This window comes from Bacillus piscicola, assembly GCF_022458745.1.
Classification (GTDB): Bacteria; Bacillota; Bacilli; order Bacillales; family Marinococcaceae; genus Alteribacillus_A; species Alteribacillus_A piscicola.
In genome coordinates, this window is sequence record NZ_JAJJJF010000001.1 from 215,805 (window position 1) to 232,975 (window position 17,171).

A 17,171-nucleotide genomic window follows, 5' to 3' on the forward strand; every position below is an offset into this window, starting at 1 on the left:
AACAAAATGATCAAACAGGATGTAAAAGTATTCACTGGCGGCACTATTTTAACGATGACTGCGGATAAAACAGCTGAAGCGGTAACAGTTGAAAATGGTGTGATCAGATGCGTAGGAACTGCGGAAGAATGCCGGGAAGCGGCTGAGCGATTAACCCATGACTATGAAGAAATCAATTTAAATGGCCAGTGTCTGGTTCCTGGATTAATAGACGCCCATTGCCATATGACGATGAGAGGGAGAAGTCTGCTTTGGGCTGATATTTCCTCGACAAAAGTAAGTTGCATCGACGACATCATTAAGGTGCTGACGGACCATGCAAAAGATCTTCCGGCAGGGGAGCCGATACGCGGCTTTGGTTTTGATCACCGCAGTTTGAAGGAGAACCGCTATCCGACCGCTGAGGAGCTGGATAGAGTGGCGACAGACCGTCCCGTGCAAATCATGCATGTGAGCTGCCACGTGAATGTATTAAATCACTATTTATTAAATCAACTAGGAATAACAAAGGATACACCTAATCCCGATGGCGGGACAATTGGTAGAAATGAAGCCGGGGAGCCAAACGGTCCGTTATTTGATAGTGCGAGCGATTATTTGGCAGATGAATTTGGCGTGGAAATCAGTAACCACGGCCCCAATTTTCATACCCCGGATACACCGAAAAACTTACAAAAGATCATCGAGCTCGGCCAAAATGAATTTTTAGCGCATGGCATTACCACGACAAATGACGTGCAAGTAACCAAGCAAGAAATGAACTCCTATTTAGCGGCACGGAACAGCGGGCTTCTAAAGGTAAGAGTATTTTGCTCGGTTTTGTCCAACCACCTCAATGACTTAATGAACTTAGGAATTTCTTCTCACTTGGGAGACGACAAGCTGGCCATCACTTCTTTAAAAACGTATATTGACGGCGCGATCACAGCAGGTACGGCCTATATGAGCAGCGCCTATGCAGACGGGATGGAAGGACACGGTTATCTCTTTCATGAAATAGAAGAGTATAAAAATATTATTATCGAAGGACACACCTTTGGCTTGCAGACCCTCACTCATGCACAAGGGGACGCCGGAATTCAAATTGTCCTTGAAGCAATTGAGGAAGCTCAGAAAAAACACCCGCGGGAAAATATGCGCCACCGGATCGAACACAGTAGTTTCGCGACCGAGGAACAAGTTCGAAAGATGGCCGAATTAGAAGTGATTCCAGTGCCACAGCCTCAAAACTTTTATGAGCGGGGAGAAGAACTAATCGGCGCATATGGAAAAGAAAGAACGAGCAACATTATTCCGTACGGCTGGTTTAAAGAGCACGGGGTGCCGGTCACCATCACCTCCGACTCCCCAGTAGCACATGTAAATACAGTTCAAGGAATCTATGCTGCCGTCACCCGGAAAACAGCAAAGGGAACTTACATGGGGGGCGCAGAACATCAACTCACCACCGAAGAAGCCCTGCAAGCATACACAATCAATGCAGCAAAGGCTATTTTTAAAGAAGATAAGATCGGTTCGATTGAAAAAGGAAAATATGCAGACTTTGCCGTATTTGACCGCAATCCATTAGAAACCGATCCCGATGACTTGATAAACCTATCCATCACCCAGACATGGATCGAAGGCGAGCAAGTTTTTTCAAAGAAAAGCAGCGAAATAAAAGTAGGATAAGAACACGAAAGAATCCATCCCCGCTAATATGGCGAACGGGGATGGTTTTTTTGTTCCATCCAGGGAATGCGCGCGGGGAATCCAGACTAACGCGGCGGCTATCCACACTTCCGTTGAAAGAATCCATACATGCGAGCGAACAATCCATAGTTGTGTGTGATGAATCCATACTTACACGAGAAGAATCCAGACTTGGGCGAGACAAAACCAAAGAAAGTATAGACGAAAGAAAAAACATCATTTTTATCAGAAAATTTTAATAATATACTTGATTGATCACTACTTATTTGGTATTCTATATTTAAGAACAAACGTTCCCGGTGGGTTGTAGTTATTTTTCGCCTTCTTCTAAGTAAATGCTATAATAAATTAACAGATAATGAGGTGCTCATTGTCATGAAATCGAAAGTGTTGAAACGAATACCTCTTGAGCGGCTGATGGACTTGAAAGTGGATTATGCTTTCAAGCAACTGTTTGGAAGCGAAAAGAATAAGGAAATTACCGTTGTATTTCTTAACGCGGTTCTACAAAGAACGGGAAAAGACAGCATTAAGGATATTACTTTTTCGAATACGGAAGCCGGCGGTGAATACGAAACAGATAAACAGTCTAGGTTGGATCTTTTAGTCGTCACCAATGCGGATGAATGGATTAATGTCGAAATTCAATTTACGGACCAATATAATATGACGAAACGTTCCATTTATTATTGGTCTGGGGTATACCGCTCACAGATGAAGCGGAAAATGGGGTATCGGGAATTGCGCCCTGTGATTGCCATCAACTTGTTGAACTTCGATATGTTTCAGCAGACGGAACAGTTTCACACCATCTTTCATTTATATGAAGATGAAGAAAGATTCAAGCTCACTGACATTATGGAATTTCACTTCATCGAAATGCCTAAGCTAATTCAAGATTGGAAAGCCGAGAAACTGAACCCATGGAATGACGTACTGGCAAGATGGTTATTGTTATTAGGAATAGTTGATCACCGTAATGGTAAAGTATATGAAGACATCTTTAAGGAATTGGAGGAAATTTCCATGAAAGATGAAAAGCTGCGGAACGTTTTCCATAACTGGGAAATCCTTAGTTGCACACAAGAAGAAATGCTTGCATATGAAGCGCGGTTGAAGCGAGTGCTTGATGAAGAAGCAGCCGTCCGAGAAGCAGAACTTCGTATACAGGAAGCAGAAACTCGCGCCAAAGAAGCAGAAGCTCAAGGCGAGAAAAGAGGCGAGAAAAGAGGTGAGGAAAGAACAAAGGAAAAAACGGCACGTCGTCTTCTGGCAAAGGGAATGGAAGTCAAGGACATTGCGGAGATCACGGAACTTGATGAAAAAAGAATTATGGAAATAGAGCAAGAGAGGAAGGAAGATTGATCGTCTTTCCCTTTTGCATTAACCAAATACAGAAGAAGTATATAACCAAATAAAGAATCCATCCCGCTATGTCGTGTACTAGCGGGGATGGATTTTTTGTGTGCATATAAACGAACGTAGAGCGTAAAGTATCCACACATGAGGGGGGACAATCCATACTCGCGCCCAGAGAATCCATCCTTGAGCATGGGAATCCAGACTAGAGCAATTATCCATACTAGTGTCCAAGGGATCCATACTTATGAGCAAAGAATCCGAGCGAGAACGGGAGGAATCCAGACATACGGACCGGGAATCCACACTTGGGGAAAAGAATCCATACTTAGCGGTTGAGAATCCACACAAAGGAGCAAACAATTCAGACTGACGTGCGAAATATCCACATTTGAACGCTTCCCTGCTATAGGGTGATGATATACTTGCGGCCGCGGTTCTGGCCGATTTTTTGGTATCCTGATTTTTTTAATAAGTGGTAGGCGGAGGCGGAAGTGGGGAGGCGCAGAAATGTTCGTGCGTCTTGGTTTGTGATCTCAGGCTGGAAGATGCGGGCGTAATCCGCGAGGGCAATCAAGTGGGCGCTACGATCGGTGGCTTTGCAGTGCGTGCAACGCCACGTCCGTCGTTGCCAATTCATGAAACTTTCCTTACAAGAGGGGCAGCGGACACCGTTTTGAATATGCTGCCTTTCCACAGGACCACGGAATTGCTTTGGGGTGTGCCGCTTTTTCAACATACGGCCGACTTGCAATAAGTCCGTTCGGGAGTAACGCTTTTTTCGATAATCGGATTGGAGTTGGGCGATTCGCTGAGGAAGGACTTGGCTCACGAGGATATCTGTTTCGGCTGCTGCCTTTCGCAAGAGCACTTTTTTGTGGGTGAAAACAGCGAGAGTATAAATCGGAATTGGTGGGAAGCCAGCTGCTGCAAGTACATTTCCGAGATGCAGCTTTTGCACATCCGCTTGCAGAAGCGGGTTCGGAAACACTTCATCGTCGCGAATCATTTGAAGCGAATGTGGATCCATGATGACTTCACCTCTGAAATTTTTCACTTCAATAATAAGGAAGAAACTAGGGAGCATCACGAGGGTGTCGATCTGGAAGGTGTTGTTTTCATGGGTCATTCGCAGCCCGTGGAGAAGGATCACTTCGTGTATACTAGCAATTCGTAAATAATAATCAAGGGAGATCTCGCCGATGTAACCAGAAAGCGTCCGCTCATAATAATCGCTGAGTTCCTGAAACTGTGGGGAACGGGGAGATAGCCGGGGCAGAAGCGACTCAAGTGTCAGCAGTTCGGGGGACTTTGCATGAGGGAGTAGAATCAAGTAAGCAACCTCCATTCTTAAATTAATCTCATTATAAAGGAGAATGCAAGTTAGGGAAAGACAAATCGTTTTAAAAGTAAAAAGCTGTGCATTCAGGTTGGAAAGCGGCGGGTTATCCACTCTAGTATGCGAGAAATCCAAACTAAGTGGGTCATAATCCAGAGATGAATCGGAGTTATCCAGAATGGAAAGCAGAATATCCAGACAAGGACGAGTGAAATCCATACAGAAGGTGAAGTTATCCATACATAAGCGAAAGCTATCCACATATGATGCGTACATCCTCCCAGGAAGAGAGTTATCCAGATTTCTTCGCGCCTTATCCAGACTCCGAGCATCGTTATCCATCGTCAGGTGTGCGAATTCCAGATGTCACAAGCTGTTATCCAGACGTAAGCTCGGAATATCCATACATACACGGGAAGAATCCATATATGGGATCAACGAATCCACACCTAACCAGAGGGAATCCATACTTAAGCGTAAGTAATCCAGACTGGTGCAGCTATCCATACTTGTGAGCGTGGAATCCAGACATGCAGGAGAAGAATCCATACTAGAGCACAACGAATCCACACTTAAACGGAGAGAATCCATACTTAAGCATAAGCAATCCAGACTGGTGCAGAAATCCATACTTGTGCGCGTGGAATCCAGACAAGCGGGAGAAGCATCCATACTAGAGCACAACGAATCCATATCTAAACGCAGAGAATCCATACTTAAGCGTAAGTAATCCAGACTGGTGCAGAAATCCATACTTGTGTGCGTGGAATCCAGACGTGCGGGAGAAGAATCCACACTGGAGCACAACGAATCCACATCTAAACGGAGAGAATCCATACTTAAGCATAAGCTATCCATACTTGTGTTAACGGAATCCAGAGTTATGTGCAGAATATCCGAACGAGTGCGGAAGAAATCCAGACATATGGACCGGGAATCCACACTTGAGAGAAAGGAATCCACACTTAGCGGCTGAGAATCCACACATGGTGCAAACAAAGCAGAGCCAGACGTGGCCAGACGTGGTAGTGTCCGATGCAAAGCGGCATACATAGATGATGCAAAATGCCATACTTTCAAATTTCTGTAGTTCGCAACACTTATAGATCAGGGGATCCACAGATGGCACGATACTTGCATAATAGATAGGCAGTCGCAAGAGCTTTGTTCCCAGACGACATCTCTCAGATAGGAGGTTAGAAGTATCGGCTCTCACTATTTTCTCGCGCTAATATTTCTCATTTTTCAAAAAGAAAAGAAGGAGTGATTGGAATGGGTGGAATAAATTCACCGAAAACGAAGTGGTTTATGCTGGCTTTGTCTTATATTGCACTAGTAGCATGTTTTATTCCTTATATAGGATACTCGACGAAACTGCCGCAGATCATGGAGGCCACATCTATTAATTATGCGTCTGCCGGGTTGTTGGCATCGGTAACGGCTTTAGTTGGCGGTTTAATTTTGCCTTTCGTTGGAGTTCTCGTAGACAGATGGGGAGCAAAAAACATTATTATCTTGGGGCTGCTTGTAAGCGCTGTCGGTCAATTGCTTTTTGCGTATATTCCGGACTATTCCATGATGGTTTTTTCACGGGGGCTCATTGGTTTAGGGGTCGGTTTATTATTTGTAGGTCCTTATACGATGGCTGCTAAATGGTTTGAGAAAGAGGACGGCATCGGTTCAGCGATGGGGGTCATGTTTTCATCTGACGGAATCGGCACCGTGTTTGCGTTATATTTATTCTCTTTCTTATTAACGGGGCTTGGCTGGCAGCATGGATCAGCCATTGGCGGAATATTCCTTCTTGGCATACTCGTGCTGACTGTTTTTTTCTTAAAGGAACCGCCTCATTTCGAGCAGGAAAAGCAGGAACGCTTAACGAATCCAGATGAAAAATTTACGGTGAAAGATTATCTCCATGTCATTGGAAATAAAAATGTGATCGTAGCGACGGCGTTTTTTGTTGGAGAGTGGGGGTTATATGCAGTTATTGCTTATTGGATTCCTACGATACTTATGGAAGGAGCAGGGTGGTCTGAGGGTCTCACTGGCTTTTTAGCTTCTCTTTATGTGTTGATTGGCGTTGTGCCGTCTATCGTCTTTGGGCTCATGTCGGATAAAATGGGGAAACGTAAACCGTTTATAGTCTCTGCTGGTCTTTGGATGACGATCATGTTAATTGCCTTAACAATTGCCTTAGTGAATAACCGTTTTGACCTAGTCGCTTGGATTATGCCGCTTGTCGGAATTGGTGTGTACACGGGAATGCCGGTTGCACTCGCGCTTGCCGCTGAATCGGTAGGAAGCAAGTATGTCGCGACAGCAAATGGTTTTATTTTAGGGACAGGATTTTTACTAGGTGGTTTCTTGTATCCTTTTATTATGGGCTACATTAAAGATATTACGGGGACGTACACGGTAGGTTTCATTGGAGCCATTGCCGCAACCTTCCTGTTAAACTTTCTCATCGGTTTTCTAGGTAAAGATATGAAAAAACGAACAGGAAACGATCAAGACGAAGTTGCCATGTAGCAGGTAAATATCGCGAGGACTGCCAAAAATACAGGGGATGGTATTTTTGGCAGTTTTTGTATGGAGATGAGAAAAGGATAATGGTGAAAAATGTCGAAGTTTAATTGTTACCGATAGGAGGGGGTAAACGTTGTTAAATGGGTACTTCATTACGGAGGTGAGTTGTTTAACATCACCTGTTAAAATGGATAATCTTTTATTAGAAGGGCTGCGAACGAACGCAAAATGGTACGTCATTAAGGACAAGGGAGAGATAGCGGGCTGTATAGAGAATAAAGTGTTGATTCAAACGGTTCAAGAATACGGGGTGGCACAGTTAGCCGATATATCGGTGTTCGATCTTCCTATGAAGGAGTGCTTCGTGATTACCGAAGACGATCTGACAGAAAGAAGGGAAATGAACGGGGAGGAAAAACTGACGGTGGTGCTGACGAAGCAGGGAGATGTGGCCGGGATCATCGAAAACAATACCCACTTGGAAGAAATTATCCGGAAAGGCGACATGCCGCTCGATGAATTGACGTCCAACTGGAGCAGCCTGGATCATTCTATCTTTATTACGGATGACAAAGGAAACGTGACCTATGCGACGGATCGTGATGATCAGCTTTACATTAACCAGAATGTCTATGACCTGGAAAAGCGCCGGGAATTTTATCCTTCGATAAGCGCCCGGGCCTTGAAGTCGGGGAAAAGGGAGCGGGGATGGCAGTATGTTCCGTCGGGCGAGGCGTTTGATATTGAATCGATACCGATAAAAGACAAGGACGGAAGCGTAACACAAGTAGTTTCCGTCACACATGCAGTCTCAGAATTAGGAAAGCTTTCAGAAGAAATAAACGATTACAGGAAATTACTCGAACACTACCAACAGGAAATGATTAAGATGAACAAATCTATTTATGTGGAAGAAGAACTCGTATTCTCCAGCAAGGTGATGGAAGATTTATTTGAGCGGATTTCTTCCATTGCTTCGGTCGACACGACTGCCATTGTATTAGGTGAGACAGGGGTAGGAAAAGAAGTTGTTGCCCGGCAGGTTTACTTACAAAGCGGGAGACGTGATCAGCCTTTTATTCCGGTGAACTGCGGGGCAATCCCAGGCCACTTATTAGAATCAGAGTTATTTGGTTATGAGGACGGGGCTTTTTCTGGCGCAAGAAAAGGCGGAAAAATCGGTATATTTGAATCCGCTCATAAAGGAACGGTGTTTTTGGATGAGGTTGGTGAGCTTCCTCTGCAGTTGCAAGTCAAATTGCTCCGTGTCCTCCAAGAAAAAAAGGTCATGCGCGTTGGGGGGACAACCGAGAGGAATATAGATGTCCGCATCATTGCTGCTACGAATCAAGATCTTGAAAAACGAGTGAAAGAGGGAAAGTTCCGGGCAGATCTCTATTACCGAATCAATGTCATTCCCATCCACATCCCGCCGCTACGGGAGCGGAAAGAAGATATCTATACGCTTATCTATCATTTTCTAAATCATTACAATACAAAATATAAGAAGCAGGCAACGATGACGGAAGAGGAAATGCAGCGATATCTGCATTATTCTTGGCCCGGCAATGTAAGGGAGCTCTCTAATGCGGTAGAACGATTCGTTGTCACCGGTCAAACACACATCCAACCTGCAGCCGAGTCATCTAGCCGTCACGGGTCCCATGAGCACGATCTTTTTATCCCGGAAAGCTTAACGGATTACTTGCACGAAACGGAAAGGAAGGTGCTGAAGGCTGCGGCCAAAAAATACAAGACGACACGCAGCATCGCGAAAGCCTTAGGGGTGAATCAGTCCACCATTTCTCGAAAACTGCAGAAATACCAACTGCCTCTTCAGGTTGATGCAGACATGCAACAAGGTTCAATGCATGATGCCAAGGTGCATAGCTAAAAACAGGCCATAACGAACTGTCCAGTAGGCTTCTTTCTCCCTTTTTGGCATCAAACAAGCAAAAATTAGCCATTTTTAAAATTGGCACGATTTTTGCAATATTACTAAGCAAATGAATCGAAAGGAGGAAAGGCTGCTTCACAACAAGATCTACAAAGAGGGAGAAGGGAGTCTAAAACAATGGCAGATATGATAGTACTAGGAGCCGCAGGAACTGTGGGAAAAGCAATTGTTCGTGACTTAGCAGAAAAAGGCTATGACGTTATTGCTTCCGACATGGATGAAGGACGGCTGGAAGATGTAAAAAAGTGGACCGGGAAAGACATGGAGACGATAAAGCTTAATATTAATAACGTGGAAGAAGCACAGCAAGTGATTAAACGCGCAAAGGTATGCGTCAATGCAACTAACTACGCTTTTAACTTAAAAGTGATGGAAGCGTGCGCTGCGGCAGGAGTGCATGTGGTCGATCTTGGTGGACTGTTCACTATGACAAAAGAGCAGTTGAAGCTAGATGAGAAGATGGCAGAAGCCAACGTTCTCTCCATCATCGGGATCGGTTCTGATCCAGGGGCGTCAAACGTGTTCAGCCGTTATGGCGTTGATCAGCTCGATCAGGCAGAAGAAGTGCATATCCGCTTTGGGTCTACGACTTCAGGGGTGACGTTCCCATTTGCCATCGACACGATTATTGATGAAGTAACAAAAAATGCCGTCACATATCGAAATAATGATTTAGTAGAAATTCCTCCTTTGTCGGAAGAAGAACTGACGTCTTTTCATGACGAAATAGGGACACAACGCACGTACTCTATCATACATTCCGAACTAGTTACGCTGCCTAAAAGTTTTCCAGAACTGAAGGTGATTACTTATAAGGACAGCTGGGATCCGGCGACGATTGAGAAAGTGAAGGTGTTGGAAGAGCTCGGTCTGTTACGGGAAGAAACAATAGAGGAGAACGGTGATCACTATGTTCCACGCAGGCGCACCGTTTCCATGCTCCGTGAAACGTTGAAAGAGGAAGAAATCTCTTGGGGCCAGGACGTCATGAAGGTAGAAGTAAAAGGGATAAAGGACAATAAAAAGACATCGGTTACCGTTGAAATACTTTGTGGCTTTCAGGAAGGTTGGGAGATTGGGCCAACTGCGTACGCAACTGCTATGCCCGCCTCTATTGCGGCGCAAATGATTATAAAAGGCGAAGTGAATGCAGTTGGTGTAAAACCGCCGGAAGTATGTTTGGACCCAGAAAAATTTCTTCAGTATTTAGCTGAGAAAAATGTACGAATTTTCACAACGATAAATGAACAAACCGAGCTTCAAGGGGAAGGCAAGAAAGAAAAAATAAATAGTTAACAAGGGAGAGTGGAATAGATGACAGTAAAATTGGCAACGTTAAAAAACTTTATTGATGGTAAAGCGGTTGAATCAACTAGTACAGAAACACGTACGATCGTATCTCCAGCTACTGGGGAAGAGCTTTTTCAGGCCCCTGAATCCAGCCAAGAAGATATGGATAAAGCAGTAGAAGCTGCACGCCGGGCCCAGCCTGCCTGGGAAGCCAAATCTCCGTGGGAACGCGCCAAAATATGTCACGAAATAGCCGACGCGATTGATAGAAATATCGAAAAGCTTGCCCATATGCAAACAATGGAGCAGGGAAAGCCCTACAAGGAAGAATCGATCCCTGATATGGAAGAGACAGCGGAGAACTTTAGAATTGCAGCGGAAGACGTGAAGAGAATGGAAACGTCTATTATTCCATCCGAGGACGTAAACAAACGCATTTTCACTTTCCGAAAAGCAAAAGGCGTTTACGCTTGCATTATTCCATGGAATTTTCCACCGTTAATGCTTGCTGAATTTGCGGCTCCCGGGATTGCAGCAGGAAACACGATGATCTTTAAACCTTCTGAATGGACGCCAGGGACCATTTCTCTCCTCATGGAAATCTTGGAAGAAGAGACGAACCTGCCACCAGGTGTCTTAAATGTTGTGTACGGAAGCGGACCGGCCGGACAATATCTGGTCGAGCATGACGGGGTAGATGCAATCGGGTTTATCGGTTCTCATAACACAGCGGAGACCATTATTCGCTCTGCTGGATTTAAACCTTCTATCATTGAGGCAAGCGGCAACGGACCGACTATTGTTTGTGCCGATGCTGACTTAGACAGGGCAGCAGAAGCAGCAGTATTTGGAGCTTTCTTCTGCGCAGGACAAGTATGTTGCGCTACAGCCAGAGTGGTGGTTGTGGAAAGTGTCCACGATGCTTTTGTTGAAAAAGTCGTCGAGGAAGCGAAAAAATGGAAGCTTGGCGACCCATTTGATGACGATACGACAGTCGGAGCGATGAATAATGAACCGAATGCCCAGAAGATGGACGCCCATGTGAAAGATGCAGTAGAAAAAGGCGCGCGTGTTCTCGTTGGTGGAGAACGACAAGCAGGAATGCCGACAAACTTGTATTATCAGCCAACTGTTATCGATCAAGTCGGGCTGGACACTTTGATTAACAAACACGAAACATTCGGGCCTATTGTTCCGATCATCACGGTTCAAGACGATGAGGAAGCGATCCAAGTGGCAAATGACACTTATTTAGGATTACAGTCCGCTGTCTTCACAAAAAGCTCAGCACGTGCTTATAAGTATATGAACCAGTTGCAGACAGGGAACGTCGTTATTAACGACACGTCCGACTACTGGGAAGCTCACGTACCATTTGGGGCAGCTGCCGGAACTCGTACGGGTTGGGGACGCATTGGCGGCCGTTATACGATGCTCGATATGACCGATCTGCGTACTGTAACATGGGATTTCAGCGAATAGCAGAAGTGTGTGAAAAAGGGGGAGACGGGGTTAGAGACAGCCCCGTCTTTTTCTTTGCCAAAAATAGAAGGGACGGTGAGTTTTCATTGATAACAGCTGACTTAATCAAGCAAGTGGACAAATTATTTATTAACGGAGAGTGGGTGGAAGCCGCATCCGATAAAAAAATAGAGGTCATTAATCCTGCTAACCGGAAAGTAATTGCAAAGGTAGCTGCGGGTAATCAGGAAGATGCAGAACGCGCGATTGCAGCGGCACGTAAAGCGTTTGATGAAGGGCCGTGGAAAGAGTACCACCCAAGTGAACGAGCCCAAATCTTATTCGATATTGCCCGGATCGTCCAGCACAACAAAGAAGAGTTGGCACAACTGGAAACACTGGACAACGGCAAGACCCTTAGGGAAAGCCGCGGGGATATGGACGGTGTCATCCGCACCTTCCGTTATTATGCCGGCTTGTGCGGCAAACCCTACGGAGAGACGTTTGAAGCGGACTATCCTCTGTCAGCCAAAGTAGTCCGTGAACCGATCGGCGTTTGTGCGTTAATTATCCCTTGGAATTATCCGCTCCTTATGGCTGCCTGGAAGCTGGCCCCTGCTTTGGCTGCAGGTAACACTTGCATTTTAAAGCCATCAGAAGTGACGCCGCTATCCGCATTACGCTTTTTTGAGTTAATCCAGGAGATAGACATTCCTGCTGGTGTCATGAATTTAGTAATCGGTACCGGGATGGACGCCGCGCAGCCGCTGACAGAAAGCAAACAGGTAGATAAAGTAGCGTTTACCGGCGGGACAGAAACTGGGAAAAAAATAATGATGAATTCTCTCAGTAATTTAAAAAAGGTATCCCTCGAGTTGGGTGGAAAGTCGCCGAATATTATTTTTGCTGACGCGGATTTTGAAACAGCGATGGACTATGCTGTGTTTGGCATATTTAATAACACCGGCCAAGTATGCTCCGCCGGCTCCCGCTTACTCGTTGAAAAATCGGTGTATGACAGAGCAGTGGAAGACATTATCTCTCGTGTAAAACAGATCCGCGTAGGGGACGGCAGTATAGAGACGACACAAATGGGGCCCGTTACGGGAGAGAAGCAGTATGAAAAGGTACTGGACTATATCAATATCGGTCGGTCCGAAGGTGCAAGGATTGCTTTTGGAGGGAACCCCTTGTTAGTAGAAGGATCAGAAGACGGTTACTTCATCGAGCCAACTGTCTTTGTTGATGTTTTAAACGACATGCGAATCGCCCAAGAAGAAATCTTCGGCCCTGTATTATGTGTGATTCCGTTTGAAAACGAAAGAGAAGCCGTTCAACTGGCGAACGCCACACCATACGGACTGGCAGGAGCCGTCTTTACCTCTGATAGTGCGAAGGCCGAACGGATGGCCCGCAAGATCAAGGCGGGCACTGTCTGGCTTAACACCTACGAAGAAAATTTAATTGAAGGACCGTGGGGAGGATACAAACAAAGCGGCACCGGCAGAGAACTGGGTGTCTACGGCTATGAAGCCTATACAGAAATCAAGCAAATTATCAATAATTTAGATGTACAACCAACCAATTGGTTTAACAGTTAGCTAGAATGACGAAAAACCTTACCTATCCAGCAGCTTCCACTAGAGGCAGCTCGATAGGTTTTTTTAGTGAGTGCGGCGTGCAGAGCGTAGAATCTAGATCCAGGCACGACTGCAAGGAATAATCCGGAGTCAAGCGCGGTATATCCAGAGATGAATCGGAATTATCCATCGTTTACGCGGAGTTATCCAGAATGGAGGGCAGGATATCCAAACAAGGACGGATGGAATCCATACAGAAGGTGAAGTTATCCATACATAGGAAAAAGCTATCCACATATGATGCGAACATCCTCGCAGGAAAGAGAGTTATCCAGATTTCCCCACTTATAATCCAGACTCCAGGCATCGTTATCCATCGTCAAGTATGCGAAATCCATACTTCACGAGCTGTTATCCAGACGTAAGCCCGAGATATCCAAACTTGAGCACTTCCCGAAAAATCTATTATTGTGATAAAATAAAATAAAAAGAAAGGGTGGATGATTTTGACGATTAAAGCGATTGCGTTTGATGCATATGGCACGTTATTTGACGTACATACGGTAGTGGATAAATGTGAGGAGTTTTTTCCAGGACAGGGCCGGCAGTTTAGTGAAATTTGGCGACAAAAACAATTAGAATATTCATGGCTCCGTTCGTTAATGGGGCGCTACAAAGATTTCTGGGAAATTACAGAAGATGCCCTGCAGTTCACGTTGAAAGAACTGAAGCTGGAAGCAGATGAAGATACCCGCACGGCGCTTCTTCACGAATATTTACAATTGAAACCTTACCCGGAAGTGCCGGAAGCGTTAGAGAGATTGAAAGATAAAAATCTCGCTATCCTTTCAAACGGATCACCGCAGATGCTGCATACATTGGTAGAAAATGCGCGTCTGTCCCACGTGTTTTCCAACCTGATCAGCGTCGATGAGCTAAAAACGTTCAAGCCGTTCATGGGCGTGTATCAACTAAGCCCGGCAACGTTAGGTGTGCCAAGAGAGGAAACGCTATTTGTGTCATCCAATTCGTGGGATGCCGCTGGCGCAAAAACATTCGGCTTTCAAGTATGCTGGATTAACCGTTTTAACAAGCAATTTGATGAGCTGGGTGCCGAGCCGGACCGTGTGATCACTCAATTAGATGAATTGATCGATCAGATTTAATGAAAGAGAAATCCTCTTTGTTCGTACGAGAATGAGGGGATTTCTTTTTTTTGTGTTCATCCACACTTCGCGTCCCGTTATCCATAGTTAGACGTTTGAAATCCAGACATCCCCCGGTGAATCCGTACTTGGATGGCGTATATCCACACTTGGCGTGGGACATCCACACTCTGGCAGCAAGTATCCAGACTTAGTTGAGAGATATCCAGAGTCGAGTGCGTGAAATCCAGACATCCAACAGGTGAATCCATACGTAGATGGTGTCTATCCACATTTGAGCGAGGGATATCCACCTTCCAGCAACAAGTATCCATCTTTAGCCGGGAGATATCCAGAGTTGGGTGCGTGTCATCCAGACTTACATTCCTGCGCCTTCGAATCATGTCTTTCGTTTTGAAGCAAGATCGTATATAATAGCGGTAATATAGATTTAAAATTCAAATAATTTTATCACGTGCAAGAGGGCTGATAGTATGTTGAAGTTGCAGGATATAGTGGATGTGATTCAGTTACAGGAATTGCAGAATTCTTTTGCGAACGCAACAGGTCTAGCTGCAGTCCTCGTTGATTTCCGAGGACGCCCCATTACCGAATACAGTAATTTTACAGGTTTTTGCCGCCTCATTCGCAAGGAACCCCAGTTTCATGATACATGTTATAAATGTGATGCTTTCGGCGGTTTGGAAGCGGCGAGAAAGGAAACGTATTACGTGTACCGCTGTCATGCGGGGCTGGTAGATTTTGCGATCCCGGTTGTCGTACAAGGACAACTGATGGGGTCGCTGCTTGTCGGACAGGGAAAAGTGGCGGAAGCGGAGCAGGACAAGCTGGATTATATTACAACAGCCTCTCGCTTTTGGAAGGAGAAGGAGGAGCTGGTGAATGAGTATTCGAAGATCCCAGTCACTTCCTACGAAAAAATCACGGCAGCGGCTGAGACGATGTTTTACGTGTTGAATGAATTAATAGATAAAGCCGTTACGGAGTATGAGGCGAGCGTGCCTGTAGGTGATAAGGACAACCCCCGAGGGAGCTTGCCCACCGAAGAAGAAGGGGAGCCTTACCATCTGGATGCCCCTTTGGATGACGTTCGAGTGCGACGAGAAAAACAAGAAATTCAGTTGGCACTTCGGTATATTGAGGATCATTATCAAAAAGGAGTCACGTTGGAAGAAGTTGCCGCGCACGTTCATTTGAGCACGTATTATTTAAGTAAACTATTTAAAAAAGAATTAAAAACTAACTTCGTTCAGTACGTGACCGAACGGAAAATGAAGAAAGCAAAAGAACTGTTGGAATGGACAGATATGCCTGTTCTCCAGATAGCCCTGGAGCTCCATTACAAAGAACCAAATTATTTTAGTAAGGTGTTCAAAAAAATAGTCGGCCAAACACCGTCAGAATACCGAAAAGAAAAAGAACAAAACCGGGATGATTCCAGCTTATTTCAGAAGCACACGCGCGTTTTAAATGGAAAATGGTATATATAAATGGAAAAAAAGCTTGAGACAACGCTCTCAAGCTTTTTTGCATGTAAAGAGCAAAAAAGTATCCCTGCAGGACAAAAATGTATCTGTTGATCAGATAAGATGGACAACTGTTTATCCGTTCCCGCCAATAATGTAGGGGGTATTTTTTCGAAAATTAGGTTATCTTTAATGAAATCAGAAAATACAGGAAAAACAAAGGGGCGATTCCGATGAACCAAGAAGCGCTTGGAATGATAGAAACAAAAGGATTGGTTGGTGCGATTGAAGGAGCTGACGCGATGGTGAAGGCAGCGAATGTCACGCTGCTCGGTTATCAAAAGGCAGGATCGGGTCTCATTACGGTAATGGTCCGTGGCGATGTAGGGGCCGTGAAAGCCGCAGTGGACGCAGGGTCAGCAGCTGCAGAAAAAGTAGGACAAATTATTTCTGTCCATGTTATCCCAAGACCGCACAATGAATTGGCAGCTATTCTTCCTGCCCATTCTGAATGATTAGCCGAATAGGGGGGAACGCGTGTGAAAGAACAAGTGATAGAGAGTGTCATGGAGGAAGTGTTAAAAAAAATGAATGGAACGTCCTCCGTTACCGAGGAAACGCCCGCGGAGAAAAAAGAATGTCGAGTTACTGAATTTGTCGGAACCGGCTTCGGGGAGACGATTGGGCTGGTGATCGCCAATGTGGACGCCAGCCTTCACCAAGCGATGGGTCTACAGAAGAAATACCGATCCCTTGGAATAATCGGCGGCAGAACCGGGGCAGGCCCGCAAATTTTAGCAGCGGATGAAGCAGTCAAAGCAACGAACACAGAGGTGCTCGCTGTGGAACTAGCCCGCGATACAAAAGGTGGTGCGGGGCATGGAAGTCTAATTATTTTCGGGGCTGAGGATGTCGCGGACGCCCGCCGAGCAGTCGAAGTAGCGTTGGCTGAGTTGGAAAGAACGTTTGGCGATGTGTATGCGAATGAAGCGGGACACCTGGAGTTTCAGTATACGGCGCGGGCAAGCACTGCTTGTCAAAAAGCATTTCAAGCCCCGACAGGAAAAGCGTTTGGGCTTGCTGTCGGTGCCCCGGCGGCGATTGGAGTCGTTCTCGCTGACACCGTGATGAAAGCGGCGGATGTCGATGTTGTCAGCTATAGCTCTCCAGCAAAAGGGACAAGTTTTTCCAATGAGGTTATTTTAACTTTCAGCGGTGATTCCGGTGCTGTCCGCCAGGCGCTGGTCGAAGCGCGCGAGACAGGGAAACAGCTGCTGGGAGCACTAGGAAGTACACCCGTTTCGGACAAGAAACCTTACATTTAACTGGCAA

General features: G+C 45.5%; 13 protein-coding genes. 12 read left to right on the top strand and 1 reads right to left on the bottom strand.

The features are described from left to right. The first annotated feature begins 6 nt into the window (after positions 1–6). The 3 genes from LOR49_RS01005 to LOR49_RS17430 all read left to right on the top strand — a co-directional run bounded on the left by LOR49_RS01005 (position 7) and on the right by LOR49_RS17430 (position 3,424). Positions 7–1,671, top strand: a complete 1,665-nt coding sequence (locus LOR49_RS01005) for an amidohydrolase (protein WP_240374135.1) — start codon at positions 7–9, stop codon at positions 1,669–1,671. 396 nt (positions 1,672–2,067) lie between these two features. Beyond that, the gene (locus tag LOR49_RS01010) at positions 2,068–3,057 is read left to right on the top strand and encodes an Rpn family recombination-promoting nuclease/putative transposase (RefSeq protein ID WP_240374136.1); all 990 of its coding nucleotides are present in this window, start codon (positions 2,068–2,070) and stop codon (positions 3,055–3,057) included. A gap of 241 nt (positions 3,058–3,298) precedes the next feature. After that, positions 3,299–3,424 carry a hypothetical protein gene (locus LOR49_RS17430; RefSeq protein ID WP_275899442.1) on the top strand — a complete coding sequence of 42 codons (126 nt, stop codon included), beginning with the start codon at positions 3,299–3,301 and terminating at the stop codon, positions 3,422–3,424. A 33-nt stretch (positions 3,425–3,457) separates the two neighbouring features. Here LOR49_RS17430 and LOR49_RS01015 read toward each other — a convergent pair whose 3' ends face one another. Continuing rightward, positions 3,458–4,666: an NERD domain-containing protein gene (locus LOR49_RS01015; protein WP_240374137.1), complete on the bottom strand. Its 1,209-nt coding sequence runs from the start codon at positions 4,664–4,666 to the stop codon at positions 3,458–3,460. 996 nt (positions 4,667–5,662) lie between these two features. Here LOR49_RS01015 and LOR49_RS01020 point away from each other — a divergent pair. The 9 genes from LOR49_RS01020 to pduB all read left to right on the top strand — a co-directional run bounded on the left by LOR49_RS01020 (position 5,663) and on the right by pduB (position 17,164). Further along, entirely contained in the window at positions 5,663–6,922 is a 1,260-nt protein-coding gene (locus tag LOR49_RS01020) for an MFS transporter (RefSeq protein ID WP_240374138.1), read from the top strand. A gap of 130 nt (positions 6,923–7,052) precedes the next feature. Beyond that, complete coding sequence (locus LOR49_RS01025) at positions 7,053–8,813, top strand: sigma-54 interaction domain-containing protein (RefSeq protein ID WP_240374139.1); 1,761 nt, start codon at positions 7,053–7,055, stop codon at positions 8,811–8,813. Between the two features lie 180 nt (positions 8,814–8,993). Beyond that, a complete protein-coding gene (locus tag LOR49_RS01030) occupies positions 8,994–10,172 on the top strand; it encodes a saccharopine dehydrogenase family protein (RefSeq protein WP_240374144.1) in 1,179 nt (392 codons plus the stop codon). An 18-nt stretch (positions 10,173–10,190) separates the two neighbouring features. Continuing rightward, positions 10,191–11,648 (top strand): aldehyde dehydrogenase family protein, encoded by a 1,458-nt coding sequence (locus LOR49_RS01035; RefSeq protein ID WP_240374146.1) that lies wholly within the window; start codon positions 10,191–10,193, stop codon positions 11,646–11,648. Continuing rightward, positions 11,630–13,228: an aldehyde dehydrogenase family protein gene (locus LOR49_RS01040; protein WP_240374154.1), complete on the top strand. Its 1,599-nt coding sequence runs from the start codon at positions 11,630–11,632 to the stop codon at positions 13,226–13,228. The genes LOR49_RS01035 and LOR49_RS01040 overlap by 19 nt, the downstream gene beginning before the upstream one ends. Positions 13,229–13,713: 485 nt before the next feature. Further along, positions 13,714–14,373: a haloacid dehalogenase type II gene (locus tag LOR49_RS01045; RefSeq protein ID WP_420830379.1), complete on the top strand. Its 660-nt coding sequence runs from the start codon at positions 13,714–13,716 to the stop codon at positions 14,371–14,373. Positions 14,374–14,846: 473 nt separating this feature from the next. Next, the gene (locus LOR49_RS01050) at positions 14,847–15,863 is read left to right on the top strand and encodes a PocR ligand-binding domain-containing protein (RefSeq protein WP_240374158.1); all 1,017 of its coding nucleotides are present in this window, start codon (positions 14,847–14,849) and stop codon (positions 15,861–15,863) included. A gap of 209 nt (positions 15,864–16,072) precedes the next feature. Then, positions 16,073–16,354 (top strand): BMC domain-containing protein, encoded by a 282-nt coding sequence (locus LOR49_RS01055; protein WP_240374160.1) that lies wholly within the window; start codon positions 16,073–16,075, stop codon positions 16,352–16,354. Between the two features lie 24 nt (positions 16,355–16,378). Continuing rightward, complete coding sequence (pduB, locus tag LOR49_RS01060) at positions 16,379–17,164, top strand: propanediol utilization microcompartment protein PduB (protein WP_338021104.1); 786 nt, start codon at positions 16,379–16,381, stop codon at positions 17,162–17,164. Positions 17,165–17,171: the final 7 nt, after the last annotated feature.